This is a genomic window from Gallaecimonas sp. GXIMD4217, from assembly GCF_038087665.1.
Classification (GTDB): Bacteria; Pseudomonadota; Gammaproteobacteria; order Enterobacterales; family Gallaecimonadaceae; genus Gallaecimonas.
This window is the reverse complement of the sequence record NZ_CP149925.1, coordinates 2,624,648-2,644,036: the sequence shown is the minus strand read 5'-3', so window position 1 is coordinate 2,644,036 and position 19,389 is coordinate 2,624,648. Positions and strand designations below refer to the sequence as shown.

Sequence of the window (19,389 nt, the reverse complement as noted above, 5' to 3'; positions counted from 1 at the left end):
AACGCCGGCGATGCCGGCGTTTTTTTATGCAAGGGGGCGGGATCAGGCAACCTGAACCGGGATGTCCTTGCTGGTGCGGACGATGTTGTTCTGGGCGTCCAGGTACACCAGGCTGGGCTTGTGGCTCTTCACCTCTTCGCCATCCAGGCGGACATAGGCGCAGATGATGACGCGATCACCGGCACCGGCCTTGTGGGCGGCGGCACCGTTGACGGAGATGACCTTGGAGCCACGCTCGCCGCTGATGGCGTAGGTGGTGAAGCGTTCACCGTTGTCGATGTTGTAGATCTGGATCTCTTCGTATTCCAGGATACCGGCGGCATCCAGCAGATCCTGGTCGATGGCGCAGGAACCTTCATACTCCAGCACGGCGTGGGTAACGCGGGCTTGGTGCAACTTGCCTTGCAGCATAACTCTTTGCATGGCTTACCTTATTCCTCTTCGCGGCTGAACTTGGCGTCAGGCTAAATCTAACTTGGCGTCAGGCAACATACGGACTGCGCCCCGAGGTCGGCGAAATATAAACTAATTGGCCCCTGGCTGCAAATCCACCACCAGGTTGTCGATCAGCCGGGCGCGGCCGAGCTGGGCGGCGGCCAGGATCACCAGTTTTTCATCGCCCTTGGCGGCCTTTTCCAGGCTGTCGGCATGGACTATGTGCAGGTAGTCCGGGACCAAGCCGGCCTTTCCCAGCTGCTTCTTGCCGGCGGCGATCAGGGCGTCGAAGTTGTCGTAGCCGCCCCTCAGTTTGGCGGCCAGGGCCTGGAGGCAGGCATGGAGGGCCGGGGCCCTGGCGCGTTCCTCGGGGCTCAGGTAGCCGTTGCGGGAGCTCATGGCCAGGCCGTCTTTCTCGCGCACCGTGTCCACGCCGACGATGTCCAGGTCCATGGCCAGATCCGCCACCATGCGGCGGATGATGGCCAGTTGCTGGTAGTCCTTCATGCCGAATACCGCCAGATCCGGGCTGACCAGGTTGAACAGCTTGCACACCACCGTGGTGACGCCCCGGAAGTGGCCGGGGCGGCTGTCGCCGCAGTAGAGCGCCGACAGGCCGGGCACTTCCACCTTGGTGTGGGCGTCCAGGCCGTTGGGGTAGAGCACCTCGGCGCTGGGCAGGAACAGCAGATCCACGCCGGCCTCCACCAGGGCGCTGGCGTCGGCCTCGGGGGTATGGGGGTAGCTGCCCAGATCCTCGTTGGCGCCGAACTGCATGGGATTGACGAAGATCGACACCACCACCCGGTCGGCTCGGCTGCGGGCGGTCTTGACCAGGGTCAGGTGGCCGTCATGGAGGTTGCCCATGGTCGGCACGAAGGCGATGGACTCGCCGGCCTGGCGCCAGCTCTTGATCTGGCCACGCAGGGCCTCGACGGTGTTGACGGTTCTCATGGCGGCTTACTCAAAGCAGTGTTCGGGGGCCGGGAAGCGGCCCTCGGCCACCTCCTGAACGAAGGCCTGGGCGGCGGCCTGCATGTCGCCGGCCTGGGCCAGGTAATTCTTGGAGAACTTGGGGATGTGGCCGGCGCTGATGTTGAAGATGTCGTGCATCACCAGCACCTGGCCGTCGGTGTCCGGGCCGGCGCCTATGCCGATCACCGGGATGCTCAGCGCCTCGCTGATGCGCTTGCCCAGGGCGCTGGGGATGCACTCCAGCACCAGCAGCTGGGCGCCGGCGGCCTCCAGGGCCAGGGCGTCGGCCAGCATCTGTTCGGCCTGCTCCGGGGTGCGGCCCTGGACCTTGTAGCCGCCGATCAGGTGCACCGACTGGGGGGTCAGGCCCAGGTGGGCGCAGACCGGGATGCCGCGCTCGGTCAGGGCGCGGACGGTGTCGGCCAGCCAGGCGCCGCCCTCGAGCTTGACCATCTGGGCGCCGGCGCGCATCAGCTCGGCGGCGCTGGCAAAGGCCTGCTCCGTGGTCGCGTAGCTCATGAAGGGCATGTCGGCCACCACCAGGGCGTAGCGGCTGGCGGCCTTGACGCAACGGGTGTGATAGGCGATATCGGCCACGCTGACGCCTATGGTGTCGTCCTGGCCCTGGATCACGTTGCCCAGGGAGTCGCCGATCAGCAGCAGGTGGACGCCGGCCTCGTCGAACAGCTTGGCGAAGGAGGCGTCGTAGGCGGTCATCATGGCGAACTTGGCTTTGTCCGCCTTCATCTTGTTGAGGGTGGCGACGCTGACGCGCTTGCGCAGGGCCGCTTCGTTGAGCTTGCTCATGGCCTGATCACTGGCTTGGGTTTAGGGGGCTTACTCTAACCCAGTCGGCGCCTGGCTCAAAGGGCCGGGCCGGCCCGGCGCAGGCCGCCTGCCGGCAACTCGGCCAGATGGCGATGGGGGCAGCCGCCACCCGGCAGGGTCAGGGCCGGGGCCAGCTCGCACAGGGGCGCCAGCACGAAGGGGCGCTGGGTCAGCCCGGGGTGGGGCAGGGTTAGCCTGGGATGGTCGATTTCCCGGCCCGCGTAGAGCAGCAGATCCAGATCCAGGGTGCGTTCACCCCAACGGCGTTTGCGGACCCGGCCCTGTTGCCGCTCGATGGCCTGCAGGGCGTCCAGCAGCGCCAGGGGCTCGAGCTCGGTTTCCAGGGCCGCCACGGCGTTGACGTAGTCGGGCTGGTCCTGGGGGCCCATGGGGGCGCTGTGGTAGAGGGAGGAGGCGCCCAGCAGCTTGCTGCCGGGCAGGGCGGCCAGGGCATGGAGGGCCAGGCGCAGCTGCCTGGCCGGCTGGGCCAGGTTGGCCCCCAGGCCGATATAGGCCAGCTCAGCCATGGCGGCTGGCCCGTGAAAAGCCCCGGCCGGCATCAAGCCGTTCAGCCATGGCTGGGGGCCTGGCTGCCCTGGGGGCGGCGCCGCCGGCGGCGGGGGCGCTTGCCGCGGCCACGCTCGCCACCGTGGACCTCGGCCACCAGCTTCTGGCGGCCGCTCTGGTCCTTGTCCTGGAAGTCGTGCCACCACTGGGCCAGCTTCTTGAGTTCGCCGCCTTCCACCTCGCCACGCATCTCCAGGAAGTCGTAGGCGGCCCGGAAGCGGGGGTGCTCGAACAGGCGCTGGGCGCGCTTGCCGGCACGCTTGTCCAGGCGCAGCTGCAGGCTCCAGATCTCGCGCATGGTGGTGCTGAAACGGCGCGGGATGGCGATGCGGCGGCACTGGTCGTCCAGCACCTCGTTCATGGCGATCTGGTAGGCGTCGTAGGAGGCCAGGCCGGATTCCACCAGGATGTCCTGGGCCCGGGTCTCCAGCACCGGCCACAGGAAGGCAGCCAGCAGGTAGGCGGGGGTGGTCTTGCGCTCGTCACGGACCCGTTCGTCTGTGCCCTTGAGCGCCAGCTCGATAAAGGCCTCGGCCTTGGGGTATTCCAGGGCCTGGCCGAGGATGGGGAACAGGCGCTGGAACAGGCCGTAGTCCCGCAGCATGCGGAAGTTGTCCAGGCCGTGGCCGGCCATGAACAGCTTCAGGAATTCCTCGAACAGCCTGGCCGGCGGAATGTCGTCCAGCAGCGGCGCCAGCTCGCGGATCGGCCTGGCGGTGGCCGGGGCAATGCTCATGTCCAGCTTGGTGGCAAAGCGCACCGCCCGCAGCATGCGCACCGGATCCTCCCGGTAGCGGGTCTCGGGATCGCCGATCAGCTCGATCTTGCGTTCCTTGAGGGCCTTCATGCCGTTGGCGTAGTCATGGATGCTGTAGTCGGCGATGTCGTAGTAGAGGGCGTTGAGGGTGAAGTCGCGGCGCAGGGCGTCCTCTTCCACGGAATCGGAATAGGCGTTGTCCCTGAGCAGCATGCCTTCGTCGCTGCGATGGGCCTTGGGATCGTCGCTGAGGCTGCCGCGCAGGGTGGCCACCTCGATGACCTCGCGGCCGAACAGGATATGGGCCAGACGGAAGCGACGGCCTACCAGGCGGCAGTTGCGGAACAGCCGCTTGACCTCTTCCGGCGTGGCGTCGGTGACCACGTCGAAATCCTTGGGGTGCAGGCCCAGCAGCAGGTCGCGGACGCCGCCGCCGACCAGGAAGGCCCTGTAGCCGCCCTTGTGCAGTCGATACAGCACCTTGAGGGCGTTTTCGCTGATGTCTTTGCGGCTGATGGGGTGCTTGTCCCTGGGGATGATGGTGACGTCGTTCTGGGACTGGTCGCTACCTACCATGCGGCGGCAAAAATCAATGACTCGGGAAATAATGGTATTCACCTGTGGTGTTGGGTACCTCGAGAGAGGCGCAAATAATAACCGAGCCTGGCCATTTTGAGAACATGCTTGCTCAGTCAATGACCTGGCTGTGCCTGGGAATGGCCTGCACCTGCCAGTTATCGATGGCGAATGCCAGCAGCCGATCCCGGTCCAGGTCCGTCGGCGGCGCCGGCTGTCCCAGGAAGGCCAGGGCTGAGCGCAGCGCCGGCACGGGATCGTCGTCGTTCACGGCCGGGGCGTGGTTCTGCTTGGACAGCTTGAGGCCGTTGGCGGCCACCGCCAGCGGCAGGTGCAGGTAGCTGCAGGGTTTGGCGCCCAGGGCCTGGTACAGGGACAGCTGCCAGCCGGTGACCTCCAGCAGGTCGCTGCCGCGCACGATCTGGGTGATGCCCTGGTCGATGTCGTCGGCCACCACCGCCAGCTGGTAGGCGTAGAGGCCGTCCTTGCGGTGGATGACGAAATCCTCCCGGGCCAACTGGTCCGGGATCCGCACCTGGCCCAGCAGCCGATCCTGATAGTGGTAGACGGGATTGTCGCTCTTGAAGCGCAGCGCCGCCGCCTCGCCCCGGGGGACGGGCTGGCAGTGGTTCCGCTGGTGCAGGCCCTGGACCTTGATCTGCCTGCGGGTGCAGGCACAGGGGTAGATCAGGCCATCGCGGCGCAGCTGCGCCAGCAGGGCGTCATAACGTTCTGATTGCGCCGACTGGTAGCGCACCTGGCCGTCCCAGTGCAGGCCGAAGGCCTCCAGGGTACGCAGGATGCGCTCGGCGGCACCGGGCATTTCCCGGGGCGGATCGATGTCTTCGATGCGGAGCAGCCACTGGCCTTGATTGGCACGGGCGTCAAGGAAGGAGCCCAGGGCCGCCACCAGTGAACCAAAGTGCAGCGGCCCGGACGGGCTGGGCGCAAAGCGCCCGAGGTAGGCCGACATCAGCCGGCCATTTGCTTCTCGCGGATCTCGGCCAGGGTCTTGCAGTCGATGCACATTTCGGCAGTGGGCCTGGCTTCGAGGCGGCGGATGCCGATCTCGATGCCGCAAGACTCGCAGAAGCCGTAGTCACCGTCTTCGATGATCTGCAGCGTCTTCTCGATCTTCTTGATCAGCTTGCGCTCCCGGTCGCGGGTACGCAGTTCCAGGCTGAATTCCTCCTCCTGGGAGGCACGGTCGGCGGGGTCGGCGAAGTTGGCCGCTTCGTCCTTCATGTGAGTAACGGTACGGTCGACTTCTTCTCTGAGCTGCTTGCGCCAGGCTTCCAGGATCTTGCGGAAGTGGTCAAGCTGGGCGTCGTTCATGTACTCTTCGCCCTTCTTCTCCTGGTACGGTTCTACACCGGCGATGGCCAGTACGCCCAGGGAGCTCTTTTTCTTGGCTTCAGCCATGCTGATTCTCCTAATCACGCACGAGAATGTGAGCCCTCAGCTCTACAAGGCGGCTATCTATAGCAGATTGCCATGACCATGGCAACGCTCTAGAGCACCGCCTTCAGTTTCTGGTCGAGTCGCATCTCGCCCGGGGTGATGCTTGCCCCGACGGCCAGGACCTTGAGTCCTTCTGCCGCCACTTCGGTTAACCTCTGAGCATAGGCGGGATCGATGTCCGCCGCTGCCGTCACCTGCTCGATGCCGGTGTGCAGGGCAGCGAACAGCAGTGCCGCCTCGTCCCCCTCCTTCATCCGAGCTGCCAATACATCCAGGTGCTTCTTCGCCCTTTCACTGACGGTATCGGGAAAGGCACCCAGGCCATTGTCTTTCAAGAGTGTGACACTTTTGACCTCCAGCCAGCAGCGGCGGTTTCCATCGCTGAGCAGAAAGTCGATGCGGCTGCCCTGTTCGCACCTGACCTCGGCACGGATCTCGGTGGCCCAGGCCAGCTCCGGGATGCGTTTTTCGGCCAGGGCCTCGGCCACCAGCTGGTTGGCCCGGGCGGTGTTGATGCAGATGAAATGGCCCTGAACGGTCTCGGTCAGTTCCCAGCTGCCCGGCAGTTTGCGCTTGGGGCTGGGGGCATAGCGATAGTGGATGCGGTCGCCGGGGCTGCCGCAGCCGGTCATGGCCCCGGTGTTGGCGCAGTGCAGGGTCAGCGGCCCGCGGGGGCTGTCCACGTCGGCCAGAAAGCGCTTGTAGCGCTTGATGAGGCGGCCCGCCTCCAGGGGGGGATCGAACTTCATGGGCACCGTCTGGGTTGGCAAAGTCCACTAGTGTAAACTGAAAGCGTTTTCCATCAAGCAACCGAGGAGTACCGCATGAGTGACTGGCTGAGCGTGAGCCTGAGCAACGAGGCCGCCCAGGCCCATTGGGGCGACAAGGCCCTGTTGAGCTTTGACCAGGCCGAGGCCCGGATCCACGCCGCCGGCGACCGCAGCCGCATCCAGCAGGCCGGTCGCCGCCTGAGGACTCAGGGGGTCACCCAGGTCCAGCTGTCCGGCGACTGGGACAGGGAGAGCCAGTGGGCCTTCGCCGAAGGCTACATGTCTACCCTGGGCGAGGAGCAGCTGCGCTGGGCCGGTGACGACGCCGAGCTGGACGCCCGCTTCAAGGTGGCCCGCTGGGTGCGCGACATCACCAACCAGAGCCCGGAGTACAAGTCGCCCCAGGTGCTGGCCTCGGAAGCGGCCTCCTTCCTCAAGGGCATTGCCGGTGACAAGATCAGCTACCAGATGATCTCCGGCGAGGCGCTGCTGGATCAGGGCTGGGTTGGCATCTACAACGTCGGCCGCGGCTCCGAGCGCCCGCCGGTGATGCTGGTGCTGGACTACAACCCGGGCGACGACAACACCCCGGTAGCCAGCGCCCTGGTGGGCAAGGGCATCACCTTCGACTCCGGCGGTTACTCCATCAAGCCGTCCGAAGGCATGCTGAACATGAAAGCCGACATGGGCGGTGCCGCCATGGTCACCGGCGGCCTGGCCCTGGCCATACTGCGCGGCCTCAACCAGCGGGTGCGCCTGATCCTGTGCTGCGCCGAGAACCTGATCTCCGGCCATGCCTACAAGCTGGGTGACATCCTCACCTACAAGAACGGCACCTCCGTCGAGATCGTCAACACCGACGCCGAAGGCCGCCTGGTGCTGGCCGATGGCCTGATCGCCGCCAGCGAGTCCGGCGCCGACACCATCATTGACGCCGCCACCCTGACCGGTGCCGCCATGATGGCCGTGGGCAGCCACTACAACGCCCTGTTCTCCCTGGACGACGAGCTGAGCCAGCAGCTGCTGGCCACCGCCGCCAAGGAGCAGGAGCCGACCTGGCGCCTGCCGCTGGCGCCCTTCCACCGCTTCGAGTGTCCCTCCGACTACGCCGATACCGCCAACAGCCGGCCCCAGAAGGGCGGCGGCATGGGCGGTGCCTCCAACGCCGCCGGCTTCCTGTCCCGCTTCGTCCGTGATGACGGCAAGGGCTGGCTGCACCTGGATCTGGCCGCCTGCTTCAACGACAGGGGCAATGCCCTCTGGGCCGCCGGCGGCACAGCCCGCGGTATCCGCACCATAGCCGCAACGCTGTTAAATGACTGATTGTTAGGCACTAGTGGATGAAAAAGGAGGGCTTTTGCCCTCCTTTTTGGTATCTTGTGTCCGTTTTGTTAATTGCGGAGATAAATATAATGACAAGGATGCTGCTATTGTTGCTGGCCCTGGTCAGTGCCGCCGTTGCGGCCAAGGGCCAGATCCCCCTGGAGGACCTGGCAAAGTACAGCCAGTTCAGGGGGCTGCAGATCTCACCGGACGGCCGTTACTTTGCCGCCAAGGTGGAAAGGGACGACGGCAGTTTGGGCCTGGTGGTGCTCAAGCGCGGCAAGCAGCTGGAAGTGCTTTCCGTGATGAACTTTGAGGACAAGGATTCCGTCGGCGGCATCTACTGGGCCAACAACGAGCGGCTGCTGATGGAAGTGGCCCGCTACCATGGCACCAACACGCGTCCCTCGCCCACGGGCGAACTCTACGGCATGAACGCCGACGGCTCCAAACGGGTGATGCTGTTCGGCTACCGTGCCAAGCGGGAAAAGATGTTTGCCGGTGCCAACATCATCCACTTCCTGCCCGAAGATGACGACCATGTGCTGATCAGCACCCAGCCTTTTGGCAAGAAGGATGCCTTCTATCCCACCGTCTACAAGCTGAACGTCAATTCCGGTCGCCTGCGCAAGGTCACCAAGGCGCCGGTGCGCGGCACGGCGGTGATCGCCGACCATGAGGGCAACGCCCGTTTCGCCATAGGCAATGACCTGAACGACAACAACAAGACGGTGATCGTCTACCGCGACCAGAATGGCGAAGACTGGCGTGAGCTGGCCAGCTTCTTTGCCAACGAAGGCGGCTTCACCCCCATCGCCTTCATGGCCGACAACAAGCGGGTGGTGGGCTTCGAGTCCGACGGCAAGGGCCCCAGGGGCATCGCCATCTTCGATCCGACCACCGGCAAGCGGGAGTCCATCTTCAGCCATCCCCAGGTGGACGTCAGCCCCCTGTTCAGCATCAAGAACGGCTATGCGGACCAGGTGGTGGGCGCCAGCTATGAGCTGGACTACCCGGAAATCGCCTTCTTCGAAGACAACGCCTATGTGCAGGACCTCAAGGATCTGCAACAGGCCTTCCCCGGCCATCAGGTCACCGCCACCTCGGTGACCCGGGACGGCAAGCAGATGGTCGTTGCCGTCAGCAGCGACGTCAAGGCGCCGACTTTCTATCTCTTCGACCGGGAAAAGAAACAGGTCGCCTTCCTGATCAACTCCCGCCCCTGGCTCAAGGCCGAGATGCTGGCCCAGACCAAGCCCATCAGCTACCAGGCCAGGGACGGCCAGACCATACATGGCCTGCTGACCCTGCCCAAGGGCAAGGCCAAGGATCTGCCCCTGGTGCTGCACCCCCATGGCGGCCCCCACGGCATTCGTGACCACTGGGGCCTGGATACGCGGGTGCAGATGCTGGCCAACAATGGCTACGCCGTGCTGCAGCCCAACTTCCGTGGCTCCGGTGGCTACGGCACCGCCTTCCAGGAGGCCGGTCACCACAACTGGGGCACCCTGATGATCGACGACATGACCGACGGCGTGAAGCACCTGATCAAGGAAGGCATCGTCGACGCTGAGCGTGTCTGCACCTACGGCATCTCCTATGGCGGCTATTCCGCCATCATGAGCGCCATGCGCGAGCCGGATCTCTACAAGTGCGCCATCGGCGATGCCGGCGTCTACGACCTCAAGCTGCTCAGCGACGAGCCGGGCGCCTATGCCGGCCGTGGCTCCCAGAACTTCCGCGACACCGTGCTGGGTACCGACGAGGCCAAACTCAAGGCCCAGTCCCCGGCCCACAATGTGCACAGGCTCAAGGCGGCGGTGATGCTGGTTCACGGCGGCAAGGACAGGATAGCCCCCATAGAGCACGCCGAGGCCCTGAAGGCCGCCATGGACAAGGCCGGCTACCCCTACCAGTGGCACTACGAGGAAAACGAAGGCCACGGTTACTTCGTGCCCGAGAACAAGGTGAAGCTGTGGAAGCGCATGCTGGCCTTCCTGGACAAGCATATCGGTCACTGAGCCTGTGAAGGCAGCGCGGGGGCGCTGCCTTATCCGTGTTACCAGAGCCAGGCCAACCGCGATGGCGAGCCTGTTTCTGCCAACTTGTTTCGCAAAGGAGATGCATTATGCAAAGAATGATCGTGCTGTTGCTGGGCTTGATGAGCTTCTTCAGCCTGGCCAGCAGTCACCTGCCGCTGGAAGACTTCGCCCGTCACGCCACCTTCAAGAGCATCAAGATTTCGCCCACGGGCCAGTACCTGGGGGCGGTGTTGCTCAATGAGGAAGGCGAACGGATCCTGGCGGTCCTGGATCGGGAAAACGGTAATGCCGTCAAGACCTACTTCACCTTCAAGGGCCCGGAGGAGGTCGGCAGCCTCCATTGGGCCAACGACGAGCGTCTGGTCCTGACCCTGGTAAGGCGCAATGGCGGCCTGGATGCCCCCACGGGGACGGGGGAGTTGTTTGCCCTCAACGCCGACGGCAGCCGCAAGATCATGCTCTTCGGGATGCGGGCCGCGGTTGAAAGGCGCCGTGCCAGTGGTGAGGTGGTGCATTGGCTGAAGGACGATCCCAAGCACATCCTGATCCAGGCCAACAGCTTCACCAGGGGCGACGCCACCTTTTCCGAGATCTACAAGCTCAACATCTACTCCGGAAGGCGCACCAAGGTGACCCGGGCCCCGGTACGCTATGCGTCCAGCCTGGCCGACCACGACGGTAACGTGCGCTTTGCCATCGGCGAGTCCCTCGAGGACAGCAGCAAGCTGCTTTACTACCGCGAACAAAATGGCGAAGAGTGGCAGCTGCTCAAGCAGTTCGACGACGACCAGCAGCGTTTCCTGCCCCTGGGCTTCATGGCGGACAACAACAGGGTCATCGCCCTGGCGTCCGATCAGCACAACACCACCCTGGGCGTGGTCGCCCTGGATCTGGCCACCGGTAAGGAAGAGTTGCTGTTCCGGGATGAGCGCGTGGATGCCTACCCCATACTGGGCTTCGAGGACGGCTACCCGACTCATGTGATCGGCGCCGGCTATGAGCCCGGCTTCCCGGAGGTGGCGCTGATCGATCCCGAACACGATAGTGCCCGCATGCTCAAGGGGCTGCTCCAGGCCCTGCCGGGCAAGAGGGTGTCCATGACCTCCCAGACCCGGGACGGCAACCTCATCGTGATCGCCGCCAGCTCGGATCGGGATCCCGGCACCTATTACCTCTTCGACAAGCGCAAGGGCCAGCTGTCGCTGCTGATGAAAGCCATGCCCTGGCTGAAGGTGTCGCAACTGGCCAAGACCGAGTCCATCGACTACAAGGCCAGGGACGGCCAGTCCATCCAGGCCTACCTGACCCTGCCCAAGGGCAAGCAGAAGGGCCTGCCGCTGATCCTGCATCCCCATGGTGGTCCCCACGGTCCCCGTGACCAGTGGCGCTACAGCCCGGTGGTGAAGATGCTGGCGGACCGCGGTTACGCGGTGCTGCAGCCCAACTTCCGTGGTTCAGGTGGCTTTGGTAGCGACTTCCAATCCGCCGGCTACCGCAAGTGGGGCACCCTGATGATCGACGACATGGTCGACGGCGTGCAGCACCTGATTGAGCAGGGCATAGTGGACAAGGACAGGATCTGTGTCTACGGCGCCTCCTACGGCGGTTATGCGGCCCTGATGAACCCCATCCGTTACCCTGATCTGTTCAAGTGCACCATCGGCTATGTGGGCGTCTATGACCTCAAGCTGATGTACAAGGACGGCGATATCGAAGATCGCCAGGCCGGCATCAACTACCTGGAAAAGGTGCTGGGCCGGGACGAGAAGGAGCTGGAAGCCCAGTCTGCCGTCTACAACGTCGACAAGCTCAAGGCTCCGGTGTTCATCGTCCATGGCGGCAAGGATTATCGGGTGCCCATCTCCCATGCCGAGGCGCTGCGTGACGCCCTCGACAAGAAGGGGCACCCCTACGAGTGGCTGGTCAAGGACAACGAAATGCACGGCTTCTACAAGCCCGAGCACAATGTTGAACTCTGGACCAAGATGCTGGCCTTCCTGGACAAGCATATCGGTCACTGAGCCCGGCAACAGCAGAAAGCGCCTCCCCAGGGAGGCGTTTTTTTATGCCTGGGCCGGGAAGCTGGCCAGGCGGTCGTAACGGCCGTCGGCAGAGGCATAGAGGCCGAAGGTATCGACCGCCAGCCGGATGGGCGGTGGCGGCCGGCTCGGCTCCAGATGGCCATGGGCCTTGCGGCACAGGGTGATATGGGGTTTGAAGTCCCGGGTCTCGTCGAAGCCGCCCTGATCGCGGCCTGCTTCCCTGAGCTGCAGGGCCAGGGCTCTGAGCGGCTCCGGTACCGTACTGGGCGCCAGATAGGCGATGCCGGCCCGGCGCCACTGGCCGAAGCTGTCCAGGGTAAGGGTGAAGGGCGACCAGCTGAGCGCCGCGGCCGTCTCGCAGAGGCCGCGGATCTGGTCCGGGCTCAGGTGACCCAGGAAGGCCAGGGTCAGGTGGAAGTTCGCCATCGGCACAGGCCGGCCGGCCCTGTCGCCGAGCACGTCACGGCGCCATTTGTCCAGGGACTTCTGCTGGGGGCTGGTCAAGGAAAGGGCAAAGAAGCAGCGCTGGCTGGTCATGCTCTGGCTCCCGGGCATACACTATGGCTCAATCCTGAGGCCATCCGTCGACCATTGCAATTGTCCGAACTTCCCGTCAACGCCATTCTTCCCGAACTGCTGGCCAAGCTGGCCGGCCAAAGCCGCTTCGTGCTGGAGGCGCCGCCCGGTGCCGGCAAGTCCACCCAGGTGCCGCTGGCGCTGCTCAAGGCGCCGGAGCTGGCCGGCCAGAGCATCCTGATGCTCGAGCCCAGGCGGCTGGCGGCCCGCAGCCTGGCCCGCTACCTGGCGTCCTGCCTGGGGGAAAAGCCCGGCCAGAGCGTGGGCTACCGCACCCGCCAGGACAGTGCCGTCGGGCCAGATACCCGGCTGGAGATCGTCACCGAGGGCATACTGGTGCGGCGCCTGCAGCATGCTCCCCTGCTGGAAGGGGTCGGCATGGTCATCTTCGACGAGTTCCACGAACGCAACCTGCAGGGGGATCTGGCCCTGGCCCTGAGCCTGGACGTGCAGCAAGGGCTGAGGGACGACCTCAAGCTGCTGGTGATGTCGGCCACCCTGGAAGGGGCGCGCCTGGCCGAGCACCTGGGCGGCGCCGTGCGCCTGCAAAGCCAGGGCCGCAGCTACCCGGTGGCAATCCGCCACGTGGCGCCCAGGGCCAACCAACGCTGGCTGGATCTCTGCCGTGGCCAGATCCTCGGCGCCCTGGCCGCCGAGCCCGGCTCGGTACTGGTGTTCCTGCCCGGTGGCCGCGAGATCCGCTACCTGGCGCGGGACCTGGAAGGCCAGCTGCCGGACGACGTGGACTGCTATCCCCTGTTCGGGGACTTGGACAGGCGCCTCCAGGACCAGGCCATAGCGCCGCCCGAGCCGGGCCGGCGCAAGCTGGTGCTGGCCACCCCCATCGCCGAGACCAGCCTGACCATAGAAGGGATCCGGGTGGTCATCGACAGCGGCTGGTGCCGTCGGCCCAAGGTGGATCCCGGCACCGGCCTGACCCGGCTGGAAACGGTGCGCATCTCCCAGGCCTCCAGCACCCAGCGGGCCGGCCGGGCCGGGCGCCTGGAGCCCGGTGTCGCCGTCCGCCTCTGGGGCGAGAGCCAGCAGCAGTCCCTGGCCCCCCAGGACCAGCCGGAGATCCTGGAGGCCGAGCTCAGTGCCCTGGTGCTGGAGCTGGCCGCCTGGGGTACCGGCGATCCGGCCCAGTTGGATTGGCTGGACGCGCCGCCGGCCAAGGCGGTGCAGGCTGCCCGGACGCTGCTGCAGGCGCTGGATGCCATAGACGACCAGGGCCGGATCAGCGCCCAGGGCAGGGCCATGGCCAGGCTCGGCTGCCACCCGCGCCTGGCCCATATGCTGTGCTGGACCGAGCGCCGGGCCGGCGGCAGTATCCGCGAGGCCAGCCTCTTGGCGGCGCTGCTGGAGGAAAAGGATCCCTTCCCCAACTGGGACGCCGACATCGAGGGGCGCCTGGCGCAGATCAAGGCCTCCAGTCCCATCGGCCGCCAGGCCCAGCACTACCAGCGGCGGCTGAAAGCCCAGAACGACTACAGGGCCGAGCCCGGCCTGCTGCTGGCCATGGCCTTTCCCGAGCGGGTCGCCAGGGAGGTTGCCCCTGGCCGTTACCGCATGGCCTCCGGCCGGGCGGCCAGGCTGGCGGAAGGGGACCGGCTCTGGGGCCAGCCCCACCTGGTGGTGGCGGCGGCCAGCGACAGCGGCGGCGACGGCCTGATCCGCCTGGCTGCCCCCCTGGCGCTGGCCACCTGGCTGCCGGAGGTGCAGGGTCACCTGGCCTGGCAGCCGCGCCTGGACTGGGACAAGCAGGCCGGCCGGCTGCTGGCCGTCGAGGAGCTGCGCTTCGGCCAGCTGGTGCTGGAGACCCGGCCGCTGAAAAGCCTCACCGACGAGCAGCGCAGCCAGGCGCTGTGCGACTGGATCCGCCGCCAGGGCCTGCAGGTGCTGCCCTGGGACGACGGCTGCCGCCAGCTCCAGGCCAGGGTGCAGTGCGCCCGGGACTGGCTGGCGGAGGAGTCCTGGCCCGATCTGGGCGACCAGGCGCTGCTGACGACCCTGGAAGACTGGCTGGGGCCCTTCCTCGGCAGCGTCCGCAAGCAGGCGGATCTGCAGAAACTGCCGCTGCTGGACGCCTTGAAGGCGGCGCTGCCCTGGCCATTGCCCAAGCGCCTCGACGAGGCCCTGCCCCGGAAGCTGACGGTGCCCACCGGCCAGAGCTTTGCCATCGACTACGTGCCCGGCCAGGCCCCGGCCCTGTCAGTGCCGATTCAGGCCATGTATGGTCAACTGGATTCGCCTCGGGTGGCCGACGGCAAGGTGGTGGTGACACTGGCCCTGCTGTCGCCGGCCAGGCGGCCGCTGCAGATCACCACGGATCTGGCCGCCTTCTGGGCCGGCAGCTACGCCGAGGTACGCAAGGAGATGCGGGGCCGCTATCCCAAGCATGAATGGCCGGACGATCCGGCCCAGGCCAAGCCCACCCGCTTTACCAAGAAACAGCAGCAGAGACAGCATTCGTGACCAGCAAGCAACGCAAAAGCCGCAGCAAGGCGGCCCCCAGGAAGGCCAAGAAAGGCAAAGCCCAACCGAAGCGCCGCTGGTGGCCGCTGCTGGCCAAGCTGAGCCTGGTGATGGTGGCGGTGCTGTCGCTGTACGCCATCTACCTGGACGGCGTGGTTCGGGACAGGTTCGAGGGCCAGACCTGGCAGCTGCCGGCGCAGATCTACGGCCGGCCCCTGAGCCTCTACGCCGGTGCGCCCCTGAGCCGGGACCAGCTGGTCGACGAATTGAAGCTGCTGAAATACCGCAAGGTGCGCAACCCCGATCAGCCCGGTGAATTCTCGGCCTCCAGCGCCAAGGTGGAGATCTACCGCCGCCCCTTCGCCTTCCCCGAGGGCCGGGAGGGGGCACGGCGCATCCTGGTGGAGTTCGCCGGTGACAGGGTCGAGGAGGTCTACGACCAGAAGAGCGGCCGTCCGGTGGCCATAGAGCGCATCGAGCCGGTGCTGGTGGAGCTGCTCAGCCAGTCCGGCGAGGAGGAGCGCATCTTCGTGCCCCTCAAGGACATGCCCGAGCTGCTGCCCAAGACGCTGATCCTGGTGGAGGATCGCAAGTTCTACCAGCACCACGGCGTCTCGCCGTTGGCCATCGCCCGGGCACTGCTGGCCAACATCCGCGCCGGCCGCTCGGTGCAGGGCGGCTCCACCCTGACCCAGCAGCTGGCCAAGAATTTCTTCCTGACCCGCGAGCGCAGCCTGAGCCGCAAGATCAACGAGGCCCTGATGGCCCTGATCATCGACCTGCGCTATGACAAGGAGCGCATCCTTGAGGCCTACCTCAACGAGATCTTCCTGGGCCAGGCCAAGGCCCAGGCGGTGCACGGCGTCGGCCTGGCGTCGCGCTTCTATTTCGGTCGCCCGGTCTCCGAGCTGGCGCCGGAGCAGATGGCGCTGCTGGTGGGCATCATCAAGGGCCCCTCCTACTATGATCCACGCCGTCATCCGGAGCGGGCCAGGGAGCGCCGGGACCTGATCCTGCGGCTGATGCTGGAGCACGACCTGCTCGGCCGCAAGGCCTACGAGCGGGCCGCCCGGGCGCCCCTGGGGGTCACCAAGGAGCGCCGCCTCACCGCCACCACGGTGCCGGCCTACATGCAGAAGGTGCGCCGCGAGCTGAACGGTCACCTGGCCGGCTATGTGGGCGATGCCCAGGGCGTGCGGGTGTTCACCGGCCTGGAGCCCCTGGCCCAGCAGGCCCTGGAGAAGGCGGTGGCACTGTCGTTCGGCCGCGATTTCAAGGGCAAGGAACTGGAGACGGCGGTGGTGGTCACCGACAAGCGCTCCGGCCTGGTCAAGGCCATGGCCGGTGGCAAGGACGTGGACTTCGCCGGCTTCAACCGGGCCCTGGATGCCCACAGGCCCATAGGCTCCCTGGCCAAGCCGGTGGTGTACATGACCGCCCTGGCCGATCCGGGCCGCTACAACCTGGCCTCGGTGCTGCTGGATCAGCCCATCGCCCTCCAGTCCACGGACGGCGATACCTGGGCGCCCAAGAACTACGACAAGCAGTACCGCGGCCAGGTAGCGTTGGTGGACGCCCTGGTGGATTCCCTGAACGTGCCCACCGTCAACCTGGGCATGCAACTGGGGGTGGATACGGTGCTGGACAGCTTCCGGCTGCTGGGCGTGAATGCCGACTTGCCGCCTTACCCGTCGCTGTTCCTGGGCGCCGCCTCGCTGTCGCCCCTGGACGTGGCCCAGCTCTACCAGGGACTGGCCTCGGGGGGCCTGCGCAAGGAGGTGGCGGCGGTATCGGCGGTGACCACGGGCGACGGCGAGCTGCTCTACCAGCTTGATGGCAGTGCCAGGGCCGCCACCACCGAGGAGGCCGCCTACCTGACCAACTACGCCATGACCGAGGTGGTGCGCCGGGGTACCGCCAAGAGCCTGGGCCAGCGCTTCCCGAACCTGGTCCTGGCCGGCAAGACAGGCACCACCGACGACTACCGCGACTCCTGGTACGCCGGCTTCGACGCCCGGGATCTGGTGGTGATCTGGCTGGGCAAGGACGACAACAGCCCGGCCGGCCTCACCGGCGCCACAGGCTCCCTGCGCCTGTACCGGCGCTACCTGGACTACCGCCAGCCCATCAGCCTGCGGCTGCGGCCGCCGCAGGCCATAGTGGATGCCCGTTTCGCCGCCGACGGCAGCTACAACGGCGCCTGCCGCAAGGGCGGCCGGTTGCTGCCCGCCGACAGCAGCGGCCTGGACCAGGATGGCTGCGACAAGGTCAAGGGTTTCCTGGAGAAGGTGTTCGGCTGGTAAGGAAAAGGCGCCCCGGGGCGCCTTTTTCGTGTCCCTTGCCGAAAAACTGCTGTAGCAACCGAACCTTAGCCTAGGCTTCATGAGGGACCGGCGCCGTCGGCGCATGAAGAGGGAAGGCGATAATGGCAGAGCAGCAAGGAAACCAGGCCGGGGACACCCAGAGGGTAAGGGACTACCTGGCCGTGCGAGAAAGGACACTGGCCCTGGTGGCGCCGCTCAGCGCCGAGGACATGGTGGTCCAGTCCATGCCGGACGCCAGCCCGGCCAAATGGCACCTGGGCCACACCAGTTGGTTCTTCGAGACCTTCCTGCTGCAGGGCCAGCCCCATTACCGGCCCTTCGATCCCGACTTCCCCTACCTGTTCAACTCCTACTATGAGGCCCTTGGGCCCCGCCAGCCCCGCCCACAGCGGGGCCTGCTGACCCGGCCCGGCCTGGAGCGGGTGCTGGCCTACCGCCGCCATGTGGATCGGCACATGGTCGAATTGCTGCAGGCCGGTGCCGACGACGATGCCCTGGGGCTGCTGGCCCTGGGACTGGCCCACGAGGAGCAGCACCAGGAGCTGCTGCTGATGGACCTGTTGCACCTGTTCTCATGCTCGCCACTGGCGCCCGCCTATGACGACAACTGGCCGGCACTTCCCGGCAGCGGGCCAGGCCGCTTCCGGATCCGCCCAGGCGGCCTGGTGGAAATTGGCCAGGAGCTCGACACCGGCTTTCATTTCGACAACGAAGGGCCGCGCCACAGGATCTGGTTGCAGCCCTTCGAGATCAGTGAGCGCCTGGTGACCAACGGCCAGTGGCTGGCCTTCATGGAAGACGGCGGCTATCGGCGGGTAGGACTGTGGCTGGCGGACGGTTGGGCCCTGGTTCAGGAGCAGCGGTGGCAGGCGCCCCTGTACTGGCGCCAGGGCAATGACGGCAGCTGGTGGGAGTTCGGCCTGGGCGGCCTGAAGCCTCTGGATCCCGAAGCCCCCGTCAGCCACGTCAGCTACTACGAAGCCGATGCCTTCGCCTGCTGGGCCGGGGCCCGGCTGCCGACCGAGGCAGAATGGGAGATGGCCGCCGTCGATGCCGTCCTCGAGCAGCAGCAGGATTGCGCATGGCAGTGGACGGCCAGCGCCTACCTGCCATATCCCGGTTTCAGGGCCGCGGCCGGCGCCGTGGGGGAGTACAACGGCAAATTCATGTCCGGCCAGATGGTGCTGCGCGGCGGCAGCCAGCTTACCCCCGGCGGCCACTCTCGCCCCAGCTACCGCAACTTCTTCCAGCCCGACCAGCGCTGGGTCAAGGCCGGCGTGCGCCTGGCCAGGGATGTGTCCCAGGCCTGTGCGGGCCAGCTCGATAGCGACTTCGCTCTGGATGTGGTGAAGGGGTTGTCGGCAGCGGTCAAGGCGCTTCCGCCCAAGTATTTCTACGATGCGACCGGCTCCAGGCTGTTCGAGGAGATCTGCCGTCTCCCCGAATACTACCTGACCCGCAGCGAATCCAGGCTGCTGGGCCAGATAGCCCCGGCGTTGATGGCCGAGGTGCCAGAGGGAACCGTGCTGGTGGAATTCGGCAGCGGTGCCAGCGACAAGACCCGGCTGCTGCTGGAGGCCGGACCCGGCCTCGATACCTATGTGCCCATCGATATCAGCGAAGATGCCCTGCAGGGGGCGGCCGAACGCCTGCGCCGGCGCTACCCCGGCCTGACGGTGATGCCCATCAAGGGGGACTTCACCCAGCCGCTGGCGTTGCCGGCCTCCCTGGGGCAGCGGGCCAGGATCGGTTTCTTCCCCGGCTCGACCATAGGCAACTTCGATCCGGGCCAGGCCAGGAGGCTGCTCAGCGGTATGCGCGGCCTCCTGGGTCCCGAGGCGAGGCTGATCATCGGTGTCGACATGGTCAAGGAGGAACAGGTGCTGCTGGACGCTTATGACGACAGCCAGGGCGTTACCACCGCCTTCAACAAGAACCTGCTCGGGCGCATCAACCGTGAGCTGTTGGGCAACTTTAACCCGGCCGCCTTCGACCATCTGGCGCTGTGGAACGGCAAGGAATCCAGGGTGGAGATGCACCTGGTGAGCCGCCAGGATCAGATAGTCCAGATGGCCGGCCACAGCTTCCGGTTCCGCAGCGGCGAGCGGCTGCACACGGAGAATTCCTACAAGTTCACGCCGGCTTCCTTTTCGGCCCTGGCGGCCGCTGCCGGCTGGCAGGTGGAACGACACTGGTTGAGCGAGGCGCCCCAGTTCGGCATTTTCGTACTGACCTGAA

At 66.1% G+C, this 19,389-nt stretch carries 15 protein-coding genes; 6 read left to right on the top strand and 9 right to left on the bottom strand.

Features of this window, described 5'->3' with window-relative positions:
- Window positions 1–42 precede the first annotated feature (42 nt).
- The 8 genes from panD to sfsA form a co-directional block, all read right to left on the bottom strand.
- On the bottom strand, window positions 43–423 hold the full coding sequence (gene panD, locus WDB71_RS12860) for an aspartate 1-decarboxylase (protein WP_341501990.1): 381 nt from the start codon (window positions 421–423) through the stop codon (window positions 43–45).
- 102 nt (window positions 424–525) lie between these two features.
- Complete coding sequence (gene panC / locus WDB71_RS12855; RefSeq protein ID WP_341501989.1) at window positions 526–1,389, bottom strand: pantoate--beta-alanine ligase; 864 nt, start codon at window positions 1,387–1,389, stop codon at window positions 526–528.
- Between the two features lie 6 nt (window positions 1,390–1,395).
- Window positions 1,396–2,217 carry a 3-methyl-2-oxobutanoate hydroxymethyltransferase gene (gene panB / locus WDB71_RS12850; protein WP_341501988.1) on the bottom strand — a complete coding sequence of 274 codons (822 nt, stop codon included), beginning with the start codon at window positions 2,215–2,217 and terminating at the stop codon, window positions 1,396–1,398.
- A gap of 56 nt (window positions 2,218–2,273) precedes the next feature.
- On the bottom strand, window positions 2,274–2,765 hold the full coding sequence (gene folK, locus WDB71_RS12845; RefSeq protein ID WP_341501987.1) for a 2-amino-4-hydroxy-6-hydroxymethyldihydropteridine diphosphokinase: 492 nt from the start codon (window positions 2,763–2,765) through the stop codon (window positions 2,274–2,276).
- A gap of 41 nt (window positions 2,766–2,806) precedes the next feature.
- The gene (gene pcnB, locus WDB71_RS12840) at window positions 2,807–4,138 is read right to left on the bottom strand and encodes a polynucleotide adenylyltransferase PcnB (protein WP_341501986.1); all 1,332 of its coding nucleotides are present in this window, start codon (window positions 4,136–4,138) and stop codon (window positions 2,807–2,809) included.
- A gap of 112 nt (window positions 4,139–4,250) precedes the next feature.
- Entirely contained in the window at window positions 4,251–5,111 is an 861-nt protein-coding gene (gene gluQRS / locus WDB71_RS12835; RefSeq protein ID WP_341501985.1) for a tRNA glutamyl-Q(34) synthetase GluQRS, read from the bottom strand.
- Complete coding sequence (gene dksA / locus WDB71_RS12830; RefSeq protein ID WP_341501984.1) at window positions 5,111–5,560, bottom strand: RNA polymerase-binding protein DksA; 450 nt, start codon at window positions 5,558–5,560, stop codon at window positions 5,111–5,113. The genes gluQRS and dksA overlap by 1 nt, the downstream gene beginning before the upstream one ends.
- A gap of 89 nt (window positions 5,561–5,649) precedes the next feature.
- Complete coding sequence (sfsA, locus tag WDB71_RS12825; protein ID WP_341501983.1) at window positions 5,650–6,348, bottom strand: DNA/RNA nuclease SfsA; 699 nt, start codon at window positions 6,346–6,348, stop codon at window positions 5,650–5,652.
- A 75-nt stretch (window positions 6,349–6,423) separates the two neighbouring features.
- Between sfsA and pepB the strand changes: the two genes are divergently transcribed.
- From pepB to WDB71_RS12810, 3 genes are all read left to right on the top strand, one after another.
- A complete protein-coding gene (gene pepB, locus WDB71_RS12820; protein WP_341501982.1) occupies window positions 6,424–7,692 on the top strand; it encodes an aminopeptidase PepB in 1,269 nt (422 codons plus the stop codon).
- A gap of 89 nt (window positions 7,693–7,781) precedes the next feature.
- Window positions 7,782–9,713, top strand: coding sequence for a S9 family peptidase (locus WDB71_RS12815; RefSeq protein WP_341501981.1), 1,932 nt, complete (start codon window positions 7,782–7,784; stop codon window positions 9,711–9,713).
- A 107-nt stretch (window positions 9,714–9,820) separates the two neighbouring features.
- On the top strand, window positions 9,821–11,755 hold the full coding sequence (locus WDB71_RS12810) for a S9 family peptidase (protein ID WP_341501980.1): 1,935 nt from the start codon (window positions 9,821–9,823) through the stop codon (window positions 11,753–11,755).
- A gap of 42 nt (window positions 11,756–11,797) precedes the next feature.
- Here the strand turns inward: WDB71_RS12810 and thpR are convergent, their stop codons facing one another.
- Window positions 11,798–12,313 carry an RNA 2',3'-cyclic phosphodiesterase gene (gene thpR, locus WDB71_RS12805; RefSeq protein ID WP_341501979.1) on the bottom strand — a complete coding sequence of 172 codons (516 nt, stop codon included), beginning with the start codon at window positions 12,311–12,313 and terminating at the stop codon, window positions 11,798–11,800.
- A 60-nt stretch (window positions 12,314–12,373) separates the two neighbouring features.
- Between thpR and hrpB the strand changes: the two genes are divergently transcribed.
- The 3 genes from hrpB (at window position 12,374) to egtB (ending at window position 19,388) form a co-directional block, all read left to right on the top strand.
- Window positions 12,374–14,827, top strand: coding sequence for an ATP-dependent helicase HrpB (hrpB, locus tag WDB71_RS12800; protein ID WP_341501978.1), 2,454 nt, complete (start codon window positions 12,374–12,376; stop codon window positions 14,825–14,827).
- On the top strand, window positions 14,824–17,130 hold the full coding sequence (mrcB, locus tag WDB71_RS12795; protein WP_341501977.1) for a penicillin-binding protein 1B: 2,307 nt from the start codon (window positions 14,824–14,826) through the stop codon (window positions 17,128–17,130). Before hrpB ends, mrcB begins: the two co-directional genes overlap by 4 nt.
- A 122-nt stretch (window positions 17,131–17,252) precedes the next feature.
- Window positions 17,253–19,388, top strand: coding sequence for an ergothioneine biosynthesis protein EgtB (egtB, locus tag WDB71_RS12790; RefSeq protein WP_341501976.1), 2,136 nt, complete (start codon window positions 17,253–17,255; stop codon window positions 19,386–19,388).
- The last annotated feature ends 1 nt before the right edge of the window (window position 19,389 follow it).